The organism is Allobosea sp. WAO (genome assembly GCF_001509835.1).
In the GTDB taxonomy this organism is placed as follows: domain Bacteria; phylum Pseudomonadota; class Alphaproteobacteria; order Rhizobiales; family Beijerinckiaceae; genus Allobosea.
On the sequence record NZ_JXTJ01000006.1, the window covers coordinates 328,033 to 348,006 of the forward strand.

A 19,974-nucleotide genomic window follows, 5' to 3' on the forward strand; every position below is an offset into this window, starting at 1 on the left:
CCTCTTGAACACCGCACGCGTCAAAGGAATACGTGGATGGTCGGGACAAGCCCGACCATGACGCGGAAAGGTCGCGCGACCTCGGAATTTGCCGCTGCGCTAAGGATGCAGCTTCAGCCCCTTGATCGCTTTGTCGACCGCCTTGCGCTCGCCATGGAGGGCTAGGCCGACGAGGTCGAGCGCGTCTGTCGCGACCGCCTCGACCGCGGCGCGGTTGGCCTCGTCGTGGCCGGTGGCGAAGAGTTCGCGGGTGTAGAGCGAGGGGCGCAGGCCCGTCTCGCCGGCACGGCACAGCACGCGGGATAGATCGGCGGAGGCGGCGGCGAAGACCAGCACAGGCTGGCGGATCAGCGGGCCATAGACCTTGGCCGAGCCGTCGCGGTAGGGTTCCCCACCGAGTTCGGGGGCGGCGGCGACGAGCCCGCCCGAGAGGAAGCAGGCGACGTTGAGCTTCTGCCAGGTGGCGAGCTCCTCGTGGACGATGACGGCAATCTTGGTGTCGAAGCGCATGACGGGCACGATAGGGAACGGGCGGCCGGCCGGTCTTGAACGTTCGTGCGTTCGGGGCGACTGGATTCGCACGGCGCCGGACGAGGCCGGTCCCGAACGGATCGAAGCCTTCTTCTGTGGTCACGCCTATGATCCGCACCGGCACGACACCTATGCGATCGGCTATACGCTGAGCGGCGTGCAGAGCTTCGATTATCGCGGCGCAAGATGCGACTCGACACCGGGCGATCTGATCGTCCTGCATCCCGACGAGGTCCATGACGGGCGCGCCGGCATGGCCGGCGGCTTTCGTTACCGCATGACCTATGTCGAGCCGGGGATGATCATGCAGGCGCTCGCAGGCCGCGCCGGAGCCACGCCCTTCATCGGCGATGCTGTCTGTCGCGATGGCCGTTTGCTGCGGGCGCTTATCGGCCTGCTCGGCGATCTCGACCATGCGCTCGAGCCGCTGGAGCGTGACCAGGCCGTCGGGGAGCTGGCCGAGGCCCTGCTGGCGCTCGATCCGTCCTGCGCGCCCACCCGGCCGGAAACGCTGGCCGAACGGGCTTGCGGGCTGGCGCGCGATTTCCTGGCGGACAACGTCGACGAGGCGGTCGACTCGCGGAGGCTTGAAGCGGTGACCGGGCTCGACCGCTATGCGCTCGCCCGGCATTTCCGCCGTCGCTACGGCACCAGCCCGCATCACTATCTAGTGATGCGCAGGCTGGAGCGGGCGAGGGCGCTGATCCGGCAGGGCGTAGGCTTGGCCGATGCCGCCGCGGCGAGCGGCTTTGCCGACCAGGCCCATATGACGCGGCGTTTTCGGCAGGCCTACGGCCTTTCGCCGGGGCGCTGGCGGGCGATGCAGGCCAGCTGAGAAAACGAAACCGGCTCCCGGTCCGAGGTGGGAAGGCAAAAGGCTGCTGCTTTTGTGCCGCGGCAGAGACGGTGGCGGCTCGGCGCGCGACCGGTGCGGACGAACCGGTCTTAACCGCTCCTTAATGCTCTCGGCGTCCCCTTATGGCGTCCATCGGGGTCTTTGGGGGGCTCGAAAGGACCGCGACCATGCGCAATCCCGTTTCCGGGTTGGCCGTCGTCGAGCATCTCGTCGGCCTGCCTGTCGCTGACGTCGAACGAGCCCTGATCCTGGCGACCCTGCGCGATACGGGCGGTAACCGGACCCATGCCGCGAGCATGCCGGGCATCGCCATAAGAACGCTGCGAACCAAGATCGGCGCCTATGCGGCGCAGGGCTACGCGGTGCCGGATTCGGGACAGGCCGCACACTGAACGAGGTCGCGTGATGAACCAGAACGAGGCCGTCGCCGCGAGCAATCTGGTGTCATCGGCGACGCTGGCGGCACTGCTGCGATGCCTGCTGCAGAAGGGCACGCTCGAAGCAAGGGATGTTCGCGAGGTCTACGAGTCGGCCTTGCTGTTGCTCGAACACCAACAAGGCATCAGCCCGAAGGGGCAGGAGGCCTTTATCGCGGCCAGAGCCGCCATCGAGCAGTCGCTTCAGGGCTCGCCCTCCGGCGCGCCACCATAGCAGGCGCGCGCTGGCAGGCGCCCGGTCTGGACATAAGGCTGGCCGTCTGCCGACTGCCTCAAAGGCGCGTGCGGCGTCAGTTCAGGACGCAGAAGCCGCCGACCACCACCTGTGAGCGGCACCAGACCCGCGGCTCCTCGGCAGCAGTCAGCCGCAGCGGTGTCGGCTCGGGCACGGCGGCCCTGATCGGGCTTGCGCCGCGCGGCGACTGGGCGGACAGCGGCTGGCTGGTCTGCCGGCTGCGAAGGCCCGGCGTGACGATGAGCGAGCCGTCGCGGTTCGACGAGCTCGCCTGGCTGTCGCTGGAACGGCTGCCGCCGAACCTGAACTTGGCCGCTTCGGCGCTGGCCGGAACGAGCATGATGGCAAGGGTGGCGACAGCAAGGGCGCGGATCATCGAAGGCTCCATCGACTGCCGGCGAGGGTGCCGAAGTTCGACGGATTTGCCCAGCAAACCCTCGATTCAGTCTGAGCAAGCCGTTAAACGCATCGGCAGAACCCGGCAGGTTCAGCTCCTGGCCTGCGTCAGGCCATCCCAGGCCGCCATCGCCGATTGCGCGATCGCTTCAAGTTCGGGCAGCGTCGCGCCATCGCGGGCTCGGATGGACATGCCCTGCTGCACCGTGATGTAGAACGAGGCGATGCCCGCCGGATCGCATGTCGCCGGCAATTCGCCCGCTTCGACCGCCTGGCGCAGCCGCGCTTCGATGATCGTCTGGGCCTCCGCCCTTGCATCGCGCAGCGCCGCGCCGGTCTGCGAGCTCGTACCGGCGCCGTGGATCACCGAAAGCACGACCATACAGCCGGCCGGTTTGCCGGGGCGGGTGAAGAGCGCCGCGGAGCGCATCAGATAGGCTTCGACCGCCGCCTTCGCGCTCGGGGCTTCGGCGATCTGGCGGCCGAGCTCAATGCCGTCGCCTTGTTCGTAGAGCGCCATCGCCTCACGATAGAGCGCGTCCTTGCTGCCGAAGGCGGCGTAGAGGCTCGGCGCATTGATGCCGATCGCGGTGGTCAACTCGCTCATCGAGGTGCCCTGGAAGCCCTTCTCCCAAAACAGCATCATGGCCCGATGCAGGGCGTTGTCCCGGTCGAAGCTGCGTGGCCGGCCGCGTTCAGCCAAGGCTGGGTTCCTTTCTATATCGATCGATAAATAATCTTCTTGACGCTGAGCTGCAAGCGCATCACCTATTGTGTATCATTCGGTACAAAATAGGTGACGCGATGACTAGGATGACTGGAAAGAAGGCGCTGGTGACCGGCGGCAGCCGTGGCATCGGGGCAGCGACGGCGCTACGGCTGGCGCAGGAGGGCGCGGATGTCGCGATCACCTATGAGCGTTCCCGCGACAAGGCCGAGGCGGTCGTCGGGCAGATTCGCGCGCTCGGCTGCAAGGCGATCGCGCTCCAGGCCGACAGTGCCGATGCGGCGGCGCTTACGGCTGCGGTCGACAACGCGGCGCGGGAGCTCGGCGGGCTCGACATCCTCGTCAACAATGCCGGCATCTGGCACTATGGCGAGGTCGGCGCCTGGAGCCTGCAGGAGATCGACGCGATCCTTGCGGTCAATGTCCGGGCCGTGATCGTCGCTTCGCAGGCCGCAACCGCTCATCTGCGCGAGGGCGGGCGCATCATCACCACCGGCTCCTGCCTTGCCGAGCGCGTGACCGACCCCGGCATCGCGCTCTATGCGATGAGCAAGGCGGCGCTGATCGGCTTCACCAAGGGCCTGGCGCGCGATCTCGGGCCGCGCGGCATCACCGTCAACGTCGTCCATCCCGGCGCGACCGACACCGACATGAACCCGGCCGTCGGCGAGCATGCCGATGCCCAGCTCGCCCGCATGGCGATCCCGCATTTCGGCAAGCCGGAGGATATCGCCGGGCTCATCGCCTATCTGGCGAGCGAAGAGGGACGTTTCATCACCGGGGCCGGGCTGACCATCGATGGCGGGGTGAACAGCTAGCCTGCTGCGAGCGGGCGGGGGCGGGCTGTGCTCGCCCCCGCCAATTCGTTGACGATTCGTTGCCGGGATATCCGTGGTTTCGGTGATCGACCTAACCGGGCGCTAAAGCCGGCATGGCAGAATGGCGAGGCTGAGCGGAGCCTTGCCTGAAATGTCCGACTTCACCGGAGCGGCGCCGAACCGCGTCGCGTCCCGCCTGGACTGGGTCGATACCGCCAAGGGCTTCTGCATCATCCTCGTGGTGCTGATGCATGTCGTCGTCGGTTTCGAGGTCGCGCAGGAGCGCGAGAGCTGGATCGATCCGTTCATCGAATGGGCGAAGCAGTTTCGGATGCCGGGTTTCTTCCTGCTCTCGGGACTGTTCGCGCCGCGGCTGATCGGGAAGAGCTGGCCTGAATTCCTCGACCGGAAGATCGCGCCGCTCGTCTATTTCTACCTGCTCTGGCTGACGATCCACTGCCTGCTCAAGTTCCAGAGCTGGGGCGATGGCGATGTTGCGACACTGTTCAGCGCCTATGCGTTGGGCCTCGTCCAGCCTTTTGGCCTGCTCTGGTTCATCTATCTGCTGGCGGTGTTCTTCGTGATGAGCAAGGCGTTGCGGGGCTATCCCGTGGCGTCCTGGCTGGCCGCGGCGGCGATCGCGACCGTGCCGGTGACGACCGGCTGGCTGCTCGTCGATAAGTTCGCGGCCTATTTCGTCTTCTTCCTGAGCGGAGCGTTGTTCGCCCCGGCACTCTTCCGCTTCGCCGACTGGGTTCGCGAGCATCGTGCTGTCGCATTGAGGCTCTGGCTCGGCTGGGCGGTGGCGAGCGCCTTGCTGACCGGCCTGTTCGGCTATCAGGTCCTGCATGAGACATTTGGGGCCGATTTGGTGCTAGGCCATGTCGGCGCGCTCGGCGTCATCGCGTTTTCGGCCCTGTTCGCCGAGCGTCTTGGCTGGATCGCCTATTGCGGCCGCAACTCCCTGCCGATCTACCTCGCCTTCTTCGTCCCGATGGCGGCGACACGGATCCTGTTGATCAAGACGGAGGCTGAATTCGATCTCGGCACGGCCTCGCTGCTGCTCGCTGCGCTCTGTATTGCGCTGCCGTTGGCGCTTAATCGGCTGGTTCGGGGAACGATGCTCGGCTTCCTGTTCGAGCGGCCGCGCTGGCTTGGGCCAGCCTCAGCGGATAAGCGCCGCGCCGAACCTGCGGCCCGCAAATCTGCTCCCGAAACGCTGGATCGCGCCGCTTCGGAACTTAATAGCCCTGGAGGACGATGATCGTCGGTTTCGCCGGCAGCGAAGCCTTCGACATCAAGATCTGCGACTGCTCGCGTCGCTCGACCGGCCAGAAGTCCTGCGAGCGGGCGAGGAAGCGGTTGAGCGTGCCGCCGCCGAAGAAGTGCATCGGGATCATCGCCCGCGCCTGCAGCGATTTCAGCACCTCCATCATGCCTTCCTGGTCGAGCGTATAGCTGCCGTCGACCGGAAAGAGCACGATGTCGACCCGGCCGAGCGCGCGCAAATGGCCGGGCTCCAGCGGATGATGCAGATGGCCGAGATGGGCGATGCAGAGATCGCCGATCTCGAAGACGAACATCGAGTTGCCGTCGAAATCGGTGCCGCCGGAATAGGTGCGGATATTGGTCGGGACGTTGCGCACGCGCAGATCGCCGAAGGTGACGTCATGCTTCGCCGCGCCGGCGCCGCTCTGGTCCCAGCCGGGGAGGACGCGCTTGATCGCCGGGTCGGGCGCGCGCGAATAATGGGTCGAATGCGCCTTGTTCATCGTGGCGATGTCGGGCGTCACGGGCGGGCGGACATAGTCGTTATAGTCGGTCGCGACCTTCACGCCGCCAGGCGTCTCGATCAGGAAGGTGGCGTGGCCGACGAAGGTGAGGCGGACCTCGTCCTTGCCGAGATTGGCGAGGCTAATCGGCAGACGGCTGCGCGCCATCTCCGGACGGCAGCCGGGCTCGCCGGTCTCGGAGCGGGCGGGCGGTGCGAGCAGGAACGCTGTCGCCAGCATGGCGAGGCCATGTCGCAAGAGAGTGTCCGACAAGCCCATTGCAAGCGCTCCGTCTCTGCCCAGCGGACAAAGCTTCAGGCAAAAGCCGGGCCGTGAAAAGTCCGGCTGCGCGCTCTGGCGGTTTCGTGACCTGCTGGTTTCGTGACTTGCAGGTACCTCGTTGGCTTCAGCCGGTGCGGACCGTCACCGTGGCATCGGCGAGGCGGCGGTACAGGGTCTTGCGCCGCAGCAGCGGCACCCAGTCGTAAAGGAACATCTCGGCGGGCCGCCAGATCACCACCCAGCCCACGATCACGAGGCTCTCCTGGACGACCCGCATGAACGGCCCTTCGAAGGCCTGGGTCAGCAGCCAGATCAGCGCCATGCAGAGCGCGAGCCCGGCGAGCCCGATCAGGAAGGCGAGTCGCCCGTCATGGAAGAGCTGGCGGATGGCGCGGGCCTGCTCGCGCTCCTTGGTCCGGAACCAGCCAGTGATCGCGGCGGGAATGTAGGCGGCGGGATCTTGCATCGAGCCGGGCGATTGCAGATGCACCACGATCTCGATCGGCTGCTTCTTCGGCAACTCCTCGGCCCATTCGACGATGTACTGCTCGGCCTCGGCTGAGAGATCGCGCTCGCGGAAGGGGAACGGGTCGAGGTTGTTGAAGAGCTGTGCGCCGTCGGTCAGGCGCAGTTCGATCGCGCCCGTGTTGTTCGTCGCCGCCACCGCCAGTCCCTCCGCCCTCGCTGCGTTCATAGGCGGCGGCGCGGTCCGGCGAAAGCGCGCGTTGCGCTCCGGATGGTCAGCGAGGCATCGCGCGCCGGTTGCGGCCCGCTGCCCCTGTCGCTACATACGCGGCAGATTTCCCGAAAGCCTCAGGCCATCACGCCCGGAGCGGAGTTCGCACCTCTATGTCTCGTCAGTTCATCTACCATATGCGCGGCCTGTCCAAGACCTATCCGGGCGGCAAGCAGGTCCTGAACAACATCCACCTGTCCTTCTATCCGGACGCCAAGATCGGCGTGCTCGGCGTCAACGGCGCCGGTAAATCGACCCTGCTGAAGATCATGGCCGGCTTCGACAAGGAATGGACCGGCGAGGCCTGGGTCGCGGACGGCGCCCGCGTCGGCTACCTGCCGCAGGAGCCGAAGCTCGACGAGAGCCTGAACGTCCGCGACAACGTCATGCTCGGCGTTGCCCCGCAGAAGGCGATCCTCGACCGCTACAACGAGCTCGCCATGAACTATTCGGACGAGACCGCGGACGAGATGACCAATCTCCAGGACGAGATCGAGGCCAAGGGCCTGTGGGATCTCGATTCCAAGGTCGACCAGGCGATGGACGCGCTGCGCTGCCCGCCTGACGACTGGGCGGTCGACAAGCTCTCGGGCGGCGAGCGCCGCCGCGTCGCGCTCTGCAAGCTCCTGCTTGAGCAGCCGGAACTCCTGCTGCTCGACGAGCCGACCAACCATCTCGACGCCGAGACCACCGCTTGGCTCGAAGGCCATCTGCGGACCTATCCGGGCGCGATCCTGATCGTCACCCACGATCGCTACTTCCTCGACAACGTCACGAGCTGGATTCTCGAGCTCGATCGCGGCCAGGGCATCCCCTATGAGGGCAACTACTCGGCCTGGTCGGTGCAGAAGCAGAAGCGCCTCGAGCAGGAAGGCCGCGAGGACGTCGCCCGCCAGAAGACGCTGGCGCGCGAGCAGGAGTGGGTCTCTGCCTCGCCGAAGGCCCGCCAGGCCAAGAGCAAGGCCCGTATCCAGCGCTATGACGAGCTGGTGCAGAAGGCCTCGCAGAAGGGGCCGGACACAGCCCAGATCATCATCCCGATCGCCGAACGGCTCGGCAACAACGTCGTCGATTTCGAGGACCTGTCGAAGGGCTTCCAGGACAAGCTCCTGATCGACGGGCTCACCTTCAAGCTGCCGCCGGGCGGCATCGTTGGCGTGATCGGCCCCAACGGCGCCGGCAAGACCACGCTGTTCAAGATGATCACCGGCGTCGAGAAGCCCGATGCCGGCACGATCAAGATCGGCGAGAGCGTCCAGCTCGGCTATGTCGACCAGAGCCGCGACTCGCTCGACGACAAGAAGAACGTCTGGGAGGAGATCTCGGGCGGCAACGACATCATCTATCTCGGCAAGAAAGAGATCAATTCGCGGGCCTATTGCTCGGCCTTCAACTTCAAGGGCGGCGACCAGCAGAAGAAGGTCGGCTCGCTCTCGGGCGGTGAGCGTAATCGCGTCCACCTCGCCAAGATGCTGAAGTCCGGCGCCAACGTCCTCCTGCTCGACGAGCCGACCAACGATCTCGACGTCGACACGCTGCGGGCGCTCGAAGAGGCGCTGGAGGATTACGCCGGCTGCGCCGTGATCATCAGCCACGATCGCTGGTTCCTCGACCGCATCGCAACCCACATCCTCGCCTTCGAGGGCGACAGCCATGTCGAGTGGTTCGAAGGCAACTTCGCCGACTACGAGGAAGACAAGAAGCGCCGCCTCGGCATCGATTCCACGATCCCGAAGCGCATCCAGTACAAGAAGTTCACGCGCTGAGGCGCTGACTTAGACTTCAGAAGGCCCGCGCTCCGGAAACGGGGCGCGGGTTTTTCTATTGGGCGATGGGCATTAAGCTGCCTGATGTCGCGATTGTCTCTGTCGGGTCGAAAGCAGCCGCTCGCATAACCCCTAGCCCGCCCTTTCATCATAGATCCGGACGAAGTCGCTAAACTCTGTGTCGGCCAAGTCTCTTTCTATCATGCGCTTTGCAAGGTCGAAATCGACAACGGAGTTGCAGACCTCCATCGACCCGCTGCCAATGCTACCGCCGTCGCACGTCCCCAAGCCGGTCCAGCCCAAGGTTTCATTCATCCGTTGTTCCAGCCGGTGGCGCTTGTCCAGGTCGGCTGACGTTCCGAAACCCGCCACGGCATATTCGATCATGAGGATGGCATGGTTTTCGTCCGGAATCGGCTGATATCCTTGTTGCAGGCGCTCATCGATTTCCTTTTGAACGATGTGTCGCGCCTTGCGCAGAAATGTCGATTTGACAATCTTCGACGTTCCGCGCGTTCCCAGTTCTCCCCAATGCACAATGTGACGCCTGTCGTCTTCCGCCCAGGTTTCCCAGTAGTGGATTGTTGGACCGGAGGAGCGATAAAGCTTGATCATGTCGGATCGGATATCTCCCCAAGGGTCGAGATCAGAACATCAGGCAGCAAGCGACCGATCGTGCGGGTGGCCGCATGAAACAAAGCGCAGACGTACGCGTGGCTCCAGAGCCAGTAGTTTCGCTATAGTGAGCAGGCTCCGCAAGAGGTCGTCAGCTGACGGTCCCGCCAGGCCTCCGGCTTCTCAAAGCGCGCGCCCGACCCGCTCGATGGTCGCCATGAACCAGGCCAGGGCCGGGTCGGCCGTGGCACGGCGGCTATACAGCAGGTCGATGGCGAAGGGTGGTGCGTCATAGGGCAGGGGCATGAGCGCGACGCCGGCGATTTCGGCGAAGCGCCCGGCGACGCGTCGCGCCATGGTCGCGACGAGATCGGTGCCGGCGACGGCGAAGGGCACGGCGACGACATGGGCGAGCGTGACCGCGACCCGGCGCTTGCGGCCTTCCATGGCGAGGAGGCTGTCGACCACGCCGGGCGATCCGTCGCCGCCGGCGGCAGAGAACAGTGCATGCGGCAGTCCGACATAATCATCGGCCGTGAGCGGGCCCCCTGTCGCGGCGCGCGCCTTGTCGCGAATGCAGATGAAATCCTCGTCGAACAATCTCTGCCGCACGATGCGCGCCGAGCCCGGCAGATGGCCGCCGATCAGCGCGTCGACATCGCCGCGTTCGAGGGCGGCGAGGCTCGAAGCGGGATCGGCGATCGGCCGAACCACCAGATCTATGCCCGGCGCCTCCTGCCGGAGCAGGGCGACGAGCGCCGGCACGACGACGAGGTCGCCGTAATCCGTGACGGCGATGGTCACGCGGCGCCGCGCGGTCGCGGGATCGAAGGCTGCATCCGGCGCGAGCGTCGTCCTGATCTGGGCGAGCGCCTCGCCGATCGGCTGGGCCAGTGCCAGCGCCCTGGCAGTCGGCTGCATGCCCGCGGCGGTGCGAATGAAGAGCTCATCGTCGAACAGGGCGCGCAGGCGGGTCAGCGCGCTGCTCATCGAGGGCTGCGCGAGGCCGATGCGCTGGCCGGCGCGGGTGACGTTACGCTCCTCCATCAGCGCTTCGAAGGCGACGAGAAGGTTGAGGTCGACGGCAGCTAAATTCATCTGAACGATAGTACATATAATAAAAATCGATTTCCACAATGCCGTGCGGGTTGCTGAAAGGAGGGGAGTCGAACCCGCCGGAAGAGGCGCATGCGAATATCCCTGTCGCGCCTCGTGCCGCGCGGACCGACCATTCTGGTGCTCGGCGTTTTGGTCGGCCTGGCCTTTCCGGCGCTGGCCGAGCTGGCCCGGCCGTCTATGCCGGTGATGATCTTCGTCATCGTGCTCGGCACGCTGCTGCGGACCGAAGGGAAGGCGGTTGTTGCTGTGCTCGGCCGGCCGGCGCTCTCCGTGCTGCTCCCGGTCACCGTCATGGTCGCTTGTCCGGCTCTGATCGGCCTGATCGCCTATCGTCTCGGCCTCGGCGCTGAGCTGGCGCTCGCGCTCGTGCTGGCGACCGCCGCGCCGCCGTCGAGCGGCACCGCGGCGGTGGCGCGGATGCTCGGGCTCGATTGCACGGTTCCGCTCGCGGTGACGCTGCTGTGTATGGCGCTCGCGCCGCTCACCGTGCCGCTTCTCGCCGGCTGGTTCGGCGGCATCGGCATCAGCGCATTCGATCTTGCCTTGCGCCTTGCTCTGCTGGTCGGTGGCGCGGAGGGCGTCGCCCTGCTGCTGCGGCGCTTTGCGGGGCCGCAATTGCACAGCCATGGCGAAGCCGTCGACAGGGTCGTGGTTGCGGCGCTGCTCGTCTTCGTGGTCGCTACTATGGCCGGGGTCCGCGCGCAGATCGCGGCGGATTGGCATGGTGCGCTGCTCTGCCTCGCGCTTGCTTTCGCCTGCAATCTCGGTCTGCAGGGAGTAGGGGCTGCCCTGCTACCCGGTGCGCTCGCCGAGCGATTGACCGTCGGCCTCATCCTCGGCAACCGCAATGTCGGGCTGGTCTGGTCGGCGCTCGGCGCCGCTGCCTCGCCACGCATGGCGCTGTTCTTCGCGGCGACGCAGTTGCCGATCTATATCACCCCGCGTCTGATCGACCTGATCATCAGCTACGCCAGAGCAAGGAAGCCATCGTGACCGCAGCCCGCCTCACCGAGGAAATCGCGCTTCGTTTCGCCCGCATCGCGCTCGGGCATGTCCGGCGCGAATACCCGAACAAGCCCGACCATACGCTGGCCGGGCCGCAGGATGCGCAGACTCCGCGCGATCTGCATCCGATCTTCTATGGCAGCTATGACTGGCATTCCTGCGTGCACAGCTACTGGATGCTGGCGCGGCTGCTGCGGCGCTATCCGGGCTTCGAGGCCGCTGGCGATATCCGCGCTCTGTTCGACGAACAGCTCACGCCGGAGAAGGTCGCGGTCGAATGCGCCTATCTCGCGGCTCCCACCGCGCGCGGCTTCAAGCGCCCCTATGGTTGGGGGTGGCTCTTGAAGCTGGCGGCGGAGCTGAGCCTGCTCGACGACAAAAGCTGGTCGGAGAATACCAGGCCACTGGCCGAGGCCTTCGCGCAGCGCTTCCGCGATTTCCTGCCGCTCGCGACCTATCCGGTGCGGGTCGGGACGCATTTCAACACCGCCTTCGGCTTGCGCATGGCGGCGGATTATGCGGCCGCAACGGCGGATACGGATTTCGCGACGTTGCTGCGGGAAACCGCCTTGCGCTGGTATGGCGATGACGCGGACTGCCCGGCCTGGGGCGAGCCGAGCGGCGATGATTTCCAGTCCTCGGCCCTGATCGAGGCCGAATGCATGCGCCGCCTGCTCGCCGCGGACCAGTTTCTGCCCTGGTTCGACAAGTTCCTGCCGCGGCTGGTGCGCCAGGAGCCGGCGACGCTGTTCCGGCCCGCGACGGTGACGGATCGCAGCGATGGCAAGATCGCCCATCTCGACGGGCTGAACCTCAGCCGCGCCTGGTGCTGGCGGGCGCTGGCCGGCGCGCTGCCGGAAGACGATGCCCGCCGGGCGGTCGTCAAAGCCGCTGCGGCGGAGCATCTCGCCGCAGGCATCCCGCACATCGCCGGCGACTATATGGGCGAGCATTGGCTCGCCAGCTTCGCCGTTCTCGCTCTGGAAGAGGAGCCCTGAGCGTCGAGGCGCTCAGGCTTTGCCCTTCACCAGGATGCGGCCGTCGACGTCCTGGATGTCGCGGAGACCGCAGAGGGCCATGGTGATGTCGAGCTCCTTGCGGATGATGTCGAGGCAGCGGGTCACGCCTTCCTCGCCCATCGCGCCGAGCCCGTAGAGGAAGGCGCGGCCGATCAGCACGCCGCGCGCGCCGAGCGCCACGGCCTTGATCACGTCCTGGCCGGAGCGGATGCCGCCATCCATCCAGACCTCCATGCGGCCGCCGACCTGCTCGACGATGCCGGGCAGTGCGGCAATCGAGGAGACCGCGCCGTCGAGCTGGCGTCCGCCATGGTTGGAGACGATCAGCGCATCGGCGCCGCTCTGGGCCGCGAGCTCGGCATCTTCGGCGTCGAGGATACCCTTGAGGATCAGCTTGCCGCCCCAGCGGTCCTTGATCCATTTGACGTCGTCCCAGCTCAGAGCCGGGTCGAACTGCTCCGCGGTCCAGGAGGAGAGCGAGGAGAGATCGCCGACGCCCTTGGCATGGCCGACGATGTTGCCGAATGTCCGGCGCTTGGTGCCGAGCATGCCCATGCACCAGCGCGGCTTCATGGCGAGGTTGATCATGTTGGCGAGCGTCGGCTTCGGCGGGGCGGAGAGGCCGTTGCGGATGTCCTTGTGGCGCTGGCCGAGGATCTGCAGGTCGAGTGTCAGCATCAGCGCCGAGCAGCCGGCCGCCTTGGCGCGGTCGATCAGCCGGCCGATGAAGTCGCGGTCCTTCATCACATAGAGCTGAAACCAGAACGGCGCCGGGCTGTTCTGCGCCACGTCCTCGATCGAGCAGATGCTCATGGTCGAGAGCGTGAAGGGCACGCCGGCCTTGGCGGCGGCGCGGGCGGCGAGGATCTCGCCATCGGCGTGCTGCATGCCGGTGAGGCCGGTCGGCGCGAGCGCGACGGGCATCGAGACGTTCTGGCCGACCATGGTCGAGGCGAGCGTGCGGTTGGTCATGTCGACCGCGACGCGCTGGCGCAGCTTGATCGGGGCGAAGTCGGTTTCGTTGGCGCGGTAGGTGCCTTCGGTCCAGGCGCCTGAATCGGCATAGTCGTAGAACATGCGCGGCACGCGGCGCTTCGCCTGGATGCGCAGATCCTCGATGGTCAAGAGCTGGGCCATGGTCGCCTCGTCCGCATTGTCGTCGCTGCGCTCGGTCGCATGGAATGTCGCGGGAGGCAACGCCCGCGTCATGTCACGCCGAGATAGCGGCCCGGCTTGTGGTTGATCGCGAGGTTGAGATTGAGCGCGACGGCGCCGACCAGTGAGAGCGCGACCTTGTCGAGTGGCAGCACGAAAGCGGCTGCGGCGAGGATCGCGGCGTCGATGCCGAGCTGGACCCAGCCGGCGCGCAGGCCGTGCTGCTCCTGAAGATAGGCGGCGAGCACATTGACGCCGCCGAGCCCGGTGCGGTGGCGAAAGAGTACGAGCATGCCGATGCCCATCAGCGAGCCGCCGGCGATCGCGGCATAGAACGGATCGATCTGCTCGATCCGGATCAGCTGCGGCGTCGCCCAGCTCAGGCCTGAGACCAGCGCGACGGCGAGGAAGGTCCGTAGCGTATAGCCGCGGCCGAGGCGCTGCAGCGCAAGCCAGTAGAAGGGCAGGTTCAGGAGGAAGAAGCCGGCGGAAAAGGCGGGGCCACCAGCCGCTTCGACCAGGAGCGCGAGGCCGGCGAGCCCGCCGGTCACCAGCGTCGCCTTGGCGTAGAGCACGACGCCGAGGCTGACCAGCATCGCGCCGAGCAGCATCGCCAGTGCGTCTTCGTAGAGGCGGTGCCGGTTGGTCGCGCCCGTGCCGATCGTCATCTGTGTCATCCGTCGACGCGCGCGCTTCAGCTTCCATTCATGGCCCGGCGGCGAAGCAATGGTTGAGCCATCCGCGCCGATCCTGTACCGGGCGCCCGACCTTCCGAGCAAGCACAAGGCTTCAACATGATTCTGCGGCTCTTCGCTGCACTTCTGACCTGCGGCTTCGCCACTATCGCTTTCGCCCAGCAGGGGGTCGGCTGGAAGGCCGGCCCCGAGGCCGCCGCGATCGAGCGCAAGGTCGATGCGCTCATCGGCAAGATGACGCTGGAGGAGAAGGTCGGCCAGCTCCACCTCTCCGGCCGCGGCGAGGGCTTCGACATCAATCAGGTCAAGGCCGGTCGGATGGGCGCCGTGATGAACTTCGTCGTGCCGCAGGAGGTCCGTCAGGTCCAGGAGGCGGTGCGCCAGTCACGGCTGAAGATACCGCTGATCATCGGGCTCGATGCCGTCCACGGCTTCTCGACCTATTTTCCGCTGCCGCTCGGCCAGGCGTCGAGCTGGAACCCGCAACTGATCGAGCAAGCGGCCTACTGGACCGGGCGCGAGGCGAGCGCCGCCGGCATCAATTGGACCTTCGCGCCGATGGTCGACATGTCGCGGGATCCGCGCTGGGGGCGCGTGTTGGAAGGCGCCGGCGAGGATGTCCATCTCGCGAGCGTCGTCGCGGCGGCGCGGACCCGCGGCTATCAGCGCGGCGGTGTCGCGGCGAGCGTCAAGCATTTCGTCGGCTATGGCGCGGGCGAGGCCGGGCGCGACTACAACTCGACCTGGATTCCGCTGAGCCAGCTGCACGATCTGCACCTGCCGCCGTTCAAGGCCGCCTTCGAGGCCGGCGCGATGACCGCGATGGCGGCCTTCAACGCGCTGAACGGCATGCCGGCCACGGCCCATCGCGGCATGCTGACCGACCTCCTGCGCGGCAAATGGGGCTTTCGCGGCTTCGTCACCTCGGATTTCGGCTCGATCACCGAATTGCGCCTGCACGGCATCGCCAAGGACGATGCCGAGGCGGCGCGCAAGGCGCTGCTCGCCGGCATCGACATGGACATGATGGGCGACGTCTTCCACAAGCACCTCGCCAATGAGGTGAAGGCTGGGCGCGTGCCGGTGAAGGCGCTCGACGAGGCGGTGCGGCGCGTGCTGCGGGTCAAGTACCATCTCGGCCTGTTCGATCGGCCTGATGTCGACGTCGCCGCGGCGCCGTCGCTGATGCAGACGGAAGAAGCGCGCAAGGTCGCGCGGCAGGCGGCGCGCGAGGGCGTCATCCTGCTCAAGAATGACAAGGCGACGCTGCCGATCGCGCCTGCGGTGAAGTCGGTCGCGGTGATCGGCGCCATGGCGGTGCCGGAGGATGAGCGGGTCTGGACCGATCCGGCCGGGCTCGGCCGCCGCCTCGTCCAGCCGCTGCCGGACGCGCTGCGCGAGCAGCTCCCGGCCGATGTCACGGTCGCCTACGAGCCGGCCTTCACCAAGAATTGCGGCACCGAGTTCAAGGACAAGGACGCAGCCGTGAAGGCGGCCGCTGCGGCCGATCTCGTCGTCGCCATGCTCGGCGAGGATTGCGAGTTCATGGGCGAGGGCGCCTCGCGCACCGATCTTGGCCTACCGGGCGTGCAGCAGGAGCTGCTCGCGGCACTGGTTTCGACCGGCAAGCCGGTGGTGCTGGTCTTGGCGACGGGCCGGCCGCTGGTCCTGAGCTGGGCCGACAAGCACGTCGCGGCGATTGTCCAGACCTTCCATGGCGGCACCGAGGGACGCGCCGCCATCGCCGAGGTCCTGGCCGGCAAGGCCAATCCGGCGGGGCGGGTGCCGATGAGCTTCCCGCGCTCGGTCGGGCAGATCCCGGTCTATTACGACCAGCTGCCGACCGGCCGGCCGCAGAAGATCCGCCAGCGCTATGAATCGATCTTCATGGACGAGGCCAATGAGGCGCTCTACCCGTTCGGCTTCGGCCTCTCCTATAGCCGCTTTTCCTATGCCAATCCGCGCGTCTCGAGCGAGAAGGTGGCGATGAACGGCGTCGCCGAGATCAGCGTTGACGTCACCAACCAAAGCGAGCGCGACGGGCAGGAGGTGGTGCAGCTCTATGTCCGCCAGCCAGTGGCGGAGCGGTCGCGGCCGCTGCGCCAACTCAAGGGTTTCGACAAAGTCTTCGTGAAGGCCGGCGAGACGAAGACTGTGCGCTTCAAGCTGGAGGCCCGGACACTGGGCACCCATGACGATGCGGGCCGCTACCAGCTCGATCCCGGCCTGATCGAGGTCTATCTCGGCGGGGCGTCGCTGGCGCAGGCGAAGACGCAATTCGAGATCACGAAACCCTGAAGAGGTCCGCTTTAATTGCCAATGCTTTGATCTCGACAAGATTTCGTTTTCGGTCAATCCTCGACTGGCGCGGCTCCTGGAGAACTAGTCTCCAAGGCGCGTCGCGAGACCATGAATGCTCCAAAGGATGCGGCGATGGCGACCGGAACCGTGAAGTGGTTCAATACCGAGAAAGGCTTTGGCTTCATTCAGCCCGCTGATGGCGGCAAGGACGTGTTCGTGCACGTCACTGCCGTCAAGGAAGCGGGGATGTTGACGCTGACGGAAGGACAGAAGGTCTCGTTCGAGCTCAAGACCGAACGGGGCAAGACAGCAGCCGGCTCGCTCAAGTTGATCTGAGCCGGCCGGACGCATGAGAACGGCGAGGCCACCGCCGGCCCGGCCGCAATGACGGCTGTGCTCGCAAGCGGAAGGCTCGTCGCGGTACTGCAGGCCGCGCGGACGGATCGCTCCGGCGCAAGCTTCGTCACTGCGCCCGCCGATCATCTCGATCTCGATCATCACGGTATTCCAGGCGACCGCCATCACGGCGCGACGCGTCGTGCTGGCGCGCGCGAGCCCTGGCTGTCGCGGGGAACCGTGCTGCGCAACGACCGGCAGCTCTCGGCGCTGTGCCCGGGCGATCTCGCCGAGATTGCCGCTTCGCTCGCGATCGAGGCGCTGCCGCCGCAATGGATCGGCGGCAACCTTGTGGTCGAGGGATTGCCGGGCTTCTCGCAGATTGCGCCGGGCAGTCGGCTCGCAATCGGTGGTGCCTGGGGCGGCAAGGGCCGCTTCGACGGCAATGCCGTCCTGCGGGTCGAGGCCTATAACGCACCATGCCGGCTCTCAGGCCGAGCTATCGCCGCGGCTGTCGGCCGGCCGGAGCTCGAATTTTCCTTCGTCAAGGCGGCGGCGCGCTTGCGCGGGCTCGTGCTCTCGGTCGACGTGCCGGGGCGGATCGCGCCCGGCGATACCGTGGTCGTGCTGAAGCCGATGCAGGGTTGAGCCGTCGGCGCGGCCTACCGTGCAAAGCGCCTTGCGCCGGCGACGCAGGCGATAACGGCGATCGAGGTCGCCACCATCTGCCAGCCCACGGTTTCGCCGAGCAGCAAAGCCGCCAGAGACAGCCCGAAGAAGGGCTGCAGCAACTGCAGTTGCCCGACGGCGGCGATGCCGCCCTGGACGAGGCCGCGATACCAGAAGACGAAGCCGATCAGCATGCTGAACAGCGAGACATAGGCGAGGCCGAGCCAGGCCGGGGTGCCCGCCTGGGCGAACGAGGCCGGCAGCGTCAGCAGCGTCAGGCCGGCCATGATCGGCAGCGACAGCACCAGTGCCCAGGAGATCACCTGCCAGCCGCCGAGATGGCGCGAGAGGCGAGCGCCCTCGGCATAGCCAAGGCCACAGGCGACGATGGCGGCGAGCATCAGGAGATCGCCGACCGGAGAGGCGGCGAAGCCTTGGGTCCAGGCGAAGCCGACGACGCAGAGGCTGCCGAGGATCGCGAAGAGCCAGAATGCAGGCCGAGGCCGCTCGCCGCCACGCAGCACGCCGAAGATCGCGGTCGCGAGCGGCAGCAGGCCGACGAAGACGATCGAATGGGCAGAGGTGACGTGCTGTAGAGCGAGCGCGGTGAGCAGCGGGAAGCCGACGACGACGCAGAGCGCTACCACGGCGAGGGGCAGCAGGTCTTCGGGCCTCGGCCGCTTCTGCCTGAGCGCGAGCAGGAGCCCGAGCCCGAGCAGCCCGGCGATGGCGGCGCGCGCTACCGTCAGGAAGATCGGGTCGAAATCAGCGACGGCGACGCGCGTCGCCGGCAGCGAGCCGCTGAAGATAAGGACGCCGATAAAGCCGTTGAGCAGGCCGTTCGCAGTTCTGTCCATGATCCCTCCAGGAGCCTGCCTGCATGCGGCGCGGGCTCACGGATTTCCAGAGACAGTCCGGTACAGTTCGGGCAAACTGTCCTGATGCAGGATGCCGTACAGATTAAGTATTCCGCCGATAGCGGGGCGGCAGCCGACACGCTGGTCGGGCGCGTCATGGCGACCATCCGGCAGCGCATCGCCGGGCGAACGCTGGTGCCAGGCGCCAAGCTGCCCTCTATCCGCGGTCTCGCCGAGAGCATGGGCGTGTCGAAATCGACCGTGGTCGAAGCCTATGAACGATTGGCGGCGGAAGGGGCGATCCAGGCGAAGCGCGGCTCCGGCTTCTACGTTCGGCGACTGCCGCCGCTTTCGCTCGCTGATGTCGCGCCGAAGCTCGACCGAGCCATTGATCCGCTCTGGCTCTCCAGGCAATCACTCGAAGCCGGTGTCGAGGGCTTGCGGGCCGGATGCGGCTGGCTGCCGCCCGATTGGATGCCGGAGGCCTCTATCCGCCAGTCGCTGCGCCGGCTCAGCCGGGCCGAGGCCGGGACATTGGCCGAATACGGCACGCCGCTCGGCCTGCCGGGGCTGCGCCATCTGCTCGCCCATCGCCTGGGGGAGCGCGGCGTCGAGGCTTCGCCGGACCAGATCGTCCTGACGGAATCGGGTACGCAGGCGATCGACCTGGTCTGCCGCTTCCTGCTCGAGCCCGGTGACACGGTGCTGGTCGACGACCCCTGCTATTTCAATTTTCATGCGCTGTTGCGCGTTCACCGGGTGAAGATCGTCGGTGTGCCTTATACGCCGTCGGGCCCCGATCTTGCCCTGTTCGCGCAGGCGCTGACCGAGCATCGGCCGCGGCTCTATGTCACCAACTCTGCCCTGCACAATCCGACCGGCGCGACGCTCTCGGCCGCGACTGCCCATCGCCTGCTCAAGCTCGCCGAGCAGTCCGGGCTGACCATCGTCGAGGATGATATCTTCGGCGATATCGAACCGGAGGTGGCGCCGAGGCTCGCTGGGCTCGACGGGCTGGAACGGGTCGTCCAGATCGGCAGTTTCTCGAAGACGCTGTCGGCCTCGGTGCGCTGCGGCTACATCGCTGCAAGGCCCGACTGGATCGAAGGGCTGACCGATCTCAAGGTCGCGCTCTCATTTGGTGGCGGGCGGCTTGCGGCCGAGTTGGTCCTCGACCTCCTGAAGGACGGCAGCTATCGCAGGCATGTCGAGGCACTCCGCCAGCGGCTGGCGCGGGCTATGGCCGAGACGCGCGGCCGGCTCGCCGGGCTCGGCATCGAGCCCTGGCTGACGCCGCGTGGCGGCATGTTTCTCTGGTGCCGCTTGCCCGGCGAGCTCGACGGCGCGCAGATCGCCCGGCACGCGCTGGCCGAGGGCGTCGTGCTCGCGCCGGGAAATGCCTTCAGCCTGACGCAGACGGCCCGGCATTTCATGCGTTTCAACGTAGCGCAGGCGGCCGATCCGCGGATCTACGGGGTGCTCCGGGGGGCGATGCAGGCAGCTGCATCACACAAGCCCACGTAGGAAGGCTGTCCGGAGCCCTTCCTGTGTGGCAGAGGGCTCCTGCGTTTGTTTGATCCGTCGGTGTCGACTGGAATATCGGACAATCAGGCTTGCATCGCCTTCGTGTTTGACATAAAGATATCT

At 66.6% G+C, this 19,974-nt stretch carries 22 protein-coding genes; 12 read left to right on the forward strand and 10 right to left on the reverse strand.

The window, feature by feature from the left end; all coding sequences use genetic code 11:
* Nucleotides 1-99 precede the first annotated feature (99 nt).
* Nucleotides 100-510: a DUF2000 family protein gene (locus DK26_RS10645; protein ID WP_066472602.1), complete on the reverse strand. Its 411-nt coding sequence runs from the start codon at nucleotides 508-510 to the stop codon at nucleotides 100-102.
* Between DK26_RS10645 and DK26_RS10650 the strand changes: the two genes are divergently transcribed.
* The 3 genes from DK26_RS10650 to DK26_RS10660 all read left to right on the forward strand — a co-directional run bounded on the left by DK26_RS10650 (nucleotide 509) and on the right by DK26_RS10660 (nucleotide 2,038).
* Nucleotides 509-1,366, forward strand: a complete 858-nt coding sequence (locus DK26_RS10650) for an AraC family transcriptional regulator (RefSeq protein WP_066471601.1) — start codon at nucleotides 509-511, stop codon at nucleotides 1,364-1,366. The genes DK26_RS10645 and DK26_RS10650 overlap by 2 nt on opposite strands.
* Nucleotides 1,367-1,554: 188 nt before the next feature.
* Complete coding sequence (locus DK26_RS10655; protein WP_066471611.1) at nucleotides 1,555-1,779, forward strand: helix-turn-helix domain-containing protein; 225 nt, start codon at nucleotides 1,555-1,557, stop codon at nucleotides 1,777-1,779.
* Nucleotides 1,780-1,792: 13 nt separating this feature from the next.
* Nucleotides 1,793-2,038, forward strand: a complete 246-nt coding sequence (locus tag DK26_RS10660) for a hypothetical protein (RefSeq protein ID WP_066471613.1) — start codon at nucleotides 1,793-1,795, stop codon at nucleotides 2,036-2,038.
* A 76-nt stretch (nucleotides 2,039-2,114) separates the two neighbouring features.
* On the opposite strand, the gene DK26_RS10665 is transcribed toward DK26_RS10660, so the two are convergent.
* Together DK26_RS10665 and DK26_RS10670 are read right to left on the reverse strand one after the other, a co-directional pair.
* The gene (locus DK26_RS10665; RefSeq protein WP_157089614.1) at nucleotides 2,115-2,435 is read right to left on the reverse strand and encodes a hypothetical protein; all 321 of its coding nucleotides are present in this window, start codon (nucleotides 2,433-2,435) and stop codon (nucleotides 2,115-2,117) included.
* A 111-nt stretch (nucleotides 2,436-2,546) separates the two neighbouring features.
* On the reverse strand, nucleotides 2,547-3,158 hold the full coding sequence (locus DK26_RS10670) for a TetR/AcrR family transcriptional regulator (RefSeq protein ID WP_066471619.1): 612 nt from the start codon (nucleotides 3,156-3,158) through the stop codon (nucleotides 2,547-2,549).
* A 101-nt stretch (nucleotides 3,159-3,259) separates the two neighbouring features.
* Here DK26_RS10670 and DK26_RS10675 point away from each other — a divergent pair, with 101 nt between their 5' ends.
* Together DK26_RS10675 and DK26_RS10680 are read left to right on the forward strand one after the other, a co-directional pair.
* Nucleotides 3,260-4,000, forward strand: a complete 741-nt coding sequence (locus DK26_RS10675; RefSeq protein WP_066471622.1) for an SDR family oxidoreductase — start codon at nucleotides 3,260-3,262, stop codon at nucleotides 3,998-4,000.
* 151 nt (nucleotides 4,001-4,151) lie between these two features.
* Nucleotides 4,152-5,264 carry an acyltransferase family protein gene (locus DK26_RS10680; protein ID WP_066471623.1) on the forward strand — a complete coding sequence of 371 codons (1,113 nt, stop codon included), beginning with the start codon at nucleotides 4,152-4,154 and terminating at the stop codon, nucleotides 5,262-5,264.
* Here the strand turns inward: DK26_RS10680 and DK26_RS10685 are convergent.
* The gene (locus DK26_RS10685) at nucleotides 5,242-6,045 is read right to left on the reverse strand and encodes an MBL fold metallo-hydrolase (protein WP_248309928.1); all 804 of its coding nucleotides are present in this window, start codon (nucleotides 6,043-6,045) and stop codon (nucleotides 5,242-5,244) included. The two genes, DK26_RS10680 and DK26_RS10685, sit on opposite strands and share 23 nt — an antisense overlap.
* A 133-nt stretch (nucleotides 6,046-6,178) precedes the next feature.
* On the reverse strand, nucleotides 6,179-6,748 hold the full coding sequence (locus tag DK26_RS10690) for a hypothetical protein (protein ID WP_066471634.1): 570 nt from the start codon (nucleotides 6,746-6,748) through the stop codon (nucleotides 6,179-6,181).
* A 155-nt stretch (nucleotides 6,749-6,903) separates the two neighbouring features.
* On the opposite strand from DK26_RS10690, the gene ettA reads away from it, so the two are divergent.
* Nucleotides 6,904-8,556, forward strand: a complete 1,653-nt coding sequence (ettA, locus tag DK26_RS10695) for an energy-dependent translational throttle protein EttA (protein ID WP_066471635.1) — start codon at nucleotides 6,904-6,906, stop codon at nucleotides 8,554-8,556.
* 132 nt (nucleotides 8,557-8,688) lie between these two features.
* On the opposite strand, the gene DK26_RS10700 is transcribed toward ettA, so the two are convergent.
* Both DK26_RS10700 and DK26_RS10705 read right to left on the reverse strand, forming a co-directional pair.
* On the reverse strand, nucleotides 8,689-9,171 hold the full coding sequence (locus DK26_RS10700) for a WGR domain-containing protein (RefSeq protein ID WP_066471637.1): 483 nt from the start codon (nucleotides 9,169-9,171) through the stop codon (nucleotides 8,689-8,691).
* A 183-nt stretch (nucleotides 9,172-9,354) separates the two neighbouring features.
* Nucleotides 9,355-10,269 (reverse strand): LysR family transcriptional regulator, encoded by a 915-nt coding sequence (locus tag DK26_RS10705; protein WP_066471639.1) that lies wholly within the window; start codon nucleotides 10,267-10,269, stop codon nucleotides 9,355-9,357.
* A gap of 90 nt (nucleotides 10,270-10,359) precedes the next feature.
* Here DK26_RS10705 and DK26_RS10710 point away from each other — a divergent pair, with 90 nt between their 5' ends.
* Complete coding sequence (locus DK26_RS10710) at nucleotides 10,360-11,283, forward strand: hypothetical protein (protein WP_066471642.1); 924 nt, start codon at nucleotides 10,360-10,362, stop codon at nucleotides 11,281-11,283.
* The gene (locus DK26_RS10715) at nucleotides 11,280-12,293 is read left to right on the forward strand and encodes a DUF2891 domain-containing protein (RefSeq protein WP_066471644.1); all 1,014 of its coding nucleotides are present in this window, start codon (nucleotides 11,280-11,282) and stop codon (nucleotides 12,291-12,293) included. The genes DK26_RS10710 and DK26_RS10715 overlap by 4 nt, the downstream gene beginning before the upstream one ends.
* 12 nt (nucleotides 12,294-12,305) lie before the next feature.
* On the opposite strand, the gene DK26_RS10720 is transcribed toward DK26_RS10715, so the two are convergent.
* Entirely contained in the window at nucleotides 12,306-13,451 is a 1,146-nt protein-coding gene (locus tag DK26_RS10720; protein WP_066472603.1) for an alpha-hydroxy acid oxidase, read from the reverse strand.
* Nucleotides 13,452-13,519: 68 nt separating this feature from the next.
* A complete protein-coding gene (locus DK26_RS10725; RefSeq protein ID WP_066471647.1) occupies nucleotides 13,520-14,146 on the reverse strand; it encodes a YitT family protein in 627 nt (208 codons plus the stop codon).
* Between the two features lie 117 nt (nucleotides 14,147-14,263).
* Here DK26_RS10725 and DK26_RS10730 point away from each other — a divergent pair, with 117 nt between their 5' ends.
* The 3 genes from DK26_RS10730 to DK26_RS10740 all read left to right on the forward strand — a co-directional run bounded on the left by DK26_RS10730 (nucleotide 14,264) and on the right by DK26_RS10740 (nucleotide 17,449).
* A complete protein-coding gene (locus tag DK26_RS10730) occupies nucleotides 14,264-16,462 on the forward strand; it encodes a glycoside hydrolase family 3 N-terminal domain-containing protein (protein WP_066471650.1) in 2,199 nt (732 codons plus the stop codon).
* 135 nt (nucleotides 16,463-16,597) lie between these two features.
* A complete protein-coding gene (locus tag DK26_RS10735) occupies nucleotides 16,598-16,801 on the forward strand; it encodes a cold-shock protein (RefSeq protein WP_066472604.1) in 204 nt (67 codons plus the stop codon).
* Nucleotides 16,802-16,849: 48 nt separating this feature from the next.
* Nucleotides 16,850-17,449 carry an MOSC domain-containing protein gene (locus DK26_RS10740; RefSeq protein ID WP_066471652.1) on the forward strand — a complete coding sequence of 200 codons (600 nt, stop codon included), beginning with the start codon at nucleotides 16,850-16,852 and terminating at the stop codon, nucleotides 17,447-17,449.
* Nucleotides 17,450-17,463: 14 nt separating this feature from the next.
* Here DK26_RS10740 and DK26_RS10745 read toward each other — a convergent pair whose 3' ends face one another.
* A complete protein-coding gene (locus DK26_RS10745; protein WP_066471654.1) occupies nucleotides 17,464-18,327 on the reverse strand; it encodes a DMT family transporter in 864 nt (287 codons plus the stop codon).
* Between the two features lie 84 nt (nucleotides 18,328-18,411).
* Between DK26_RS10745 and DK26_RS10750 the strand changes: the two genes are divergently transcribed.
* Complete coding sequence (locus DK26_RS10750; protein WP_066471656.1) at nucleotides 18,412-19,851, forward strand: PLP-dependent aminotransferase family protein; 1,440 nt, start codon at nucleotides 18,412-18,414, stop codon at nucleotides 19,849-19,851.
* Nucleotides 19,852-19,974 lie beyond the last annotated feature (123 nt).

What these genes read in the sequence shown, in the direction of transcription:
- DK26_RS10675 (WP_066471622.1), top strand. Translation starts at nt 3,260, where the DNA reads ATGACTAGGATGACTGGAAAGAAGGCGCTGGTGACCGGCGGCAGCCGT.
- DK26_RS10690 (WP_066471634.1), bottom strand. Translation starts at nt 6,748, where the DNA reads ATGAACGCAGCGAGGGCGGAGGGACTGGCGGTGGCGGCGACGAACAAC.
- DK26_RS10705 (WP_066471639.1), bottom strand. Translation starts at nt 10,269, where the DNA reads ATGAATTTAGCTGCCGTCGACCTCAACCTTCTCGTCGCCTTCGAAGCG.
- ettA (WP_066471635.1), top strand. Translation starts at nt 6,904, where the DNA reads ATGTCTCGTCAGTTCATCTACCATATGCGCGGCCTGTCCAAGACCTAT.
- DK26_RS10650 (WP_066471601.1), top strand. Translation starts at nt 509, where the DNA reads ATGACGGGCACGATAGGGAACGGGCGGCCGGCCGGTCTTGAACGTTCG.
- DK26_RS10735 (WP_066472604.1), top strand. Translation starts at nt 16,598, where the DNA reads ATGGCGACCGGAACCGTGAAGTGGTTCAATACCGAGAAAGGCTTTGGC.
- DK26_RS10645 (WP_066472602.1), bottom strand. Translation starts at nt 510, where the DNA reads ATGCGCTTCGACACCAAGATTGCCGTCATCGTCCACGAGGAGCTCGCC.
- DK26_RS10660 (WP_066471613.1), top strand. Translation starts at nt 1,793, where the DNA reads ATGAACCAGAACGAGGCCGTCGCCGCGAGCAATCTGGTGTCATCGGCG.
- DK26_RS10745 (WP_066471654.1), bottom strand. Translation starts at nt 18,327, where the DNA reads ATGGACAGAACTGCGAACGGCCTGCTCAACGGCTTTATCGGCGTCCTT.
- DK26_RS10730 (WP_066471650.1), top strand. Translation starts at nt 14,264, where the DNA reads ATGATTCTGCGGCTCTTCGCTGCACTTCTGACCTGCGGCTTCGCCACT.
- DK26_RS10680 (WP_066471623.1), top strand. Translation starts at nt 4,152, where the DNA reads ATGTCCGACTTCACCGGAGCGGCGCCGAACCGCGTCGCGTCCCGCCTG.
- DK26_RS10665 (WP_157089614.1), bottom strand. Translation starts at nt 2,435, where the DNA reads ATGATCCGCGCCCTTGCTGTCGCCACCCTTGCCATCATGCTCGTTCCG.
- DK26_RS10720 (WP_066472603.1), bottom strand. Translation starts at nt 13,451, where the DNA reads ATGGCCCAGCTCTTGACCATCGAGGATCTGCGCATCCAGGCGAAGCGC.
- DK26_RS10740 (WP_066471652.1), top strand. Translation starts at nt 16,850, where the DNA reads ATGACGGCTGTGCTCGCAAGCGGAAGGCTCGTCGCGGTACTGCAGGCC.
- DK26_RS10655 (WP_066471611.1), top strand. Translation starts at nt 1,555, where the DNA reads ATGCGCAATCCCGTTTCCGGGTTGGCCGTCGTCGAGCATCTCGTCGGC.
- DK26_RS10700 (WP_066471637.1), bottom strand. Translation starts at nt 9,171, where the DNA reads ATGATCAAGCTTTATCGCTCCTCCGGTCCAACAATCCACTACTGGGAA.
- DK26_RS10710 (WP_066471642.1), top strand. Translation starts at nt 10,360, where the DNA reads ATGCGAATATCCCTGTCGCGCCTCGTGCCGCGCGGACCGACCATTCTG.
- DK26_RS10750 (WP_066471656.1), top strand. Translation starts at nt 18,412, where the DNA reads ATGCAGGATGCCGTACAGATTAAGTATTCCGCCGATAGCGGGGCGGCA.
- DK26_RS10725 (WP_066471647.1), bottom strand. Translation starts at nt 14,146, where the DNA reads ATGACACAGATGACGATCGGCACGGGCGCGACCAACCGGCACCGCCTC.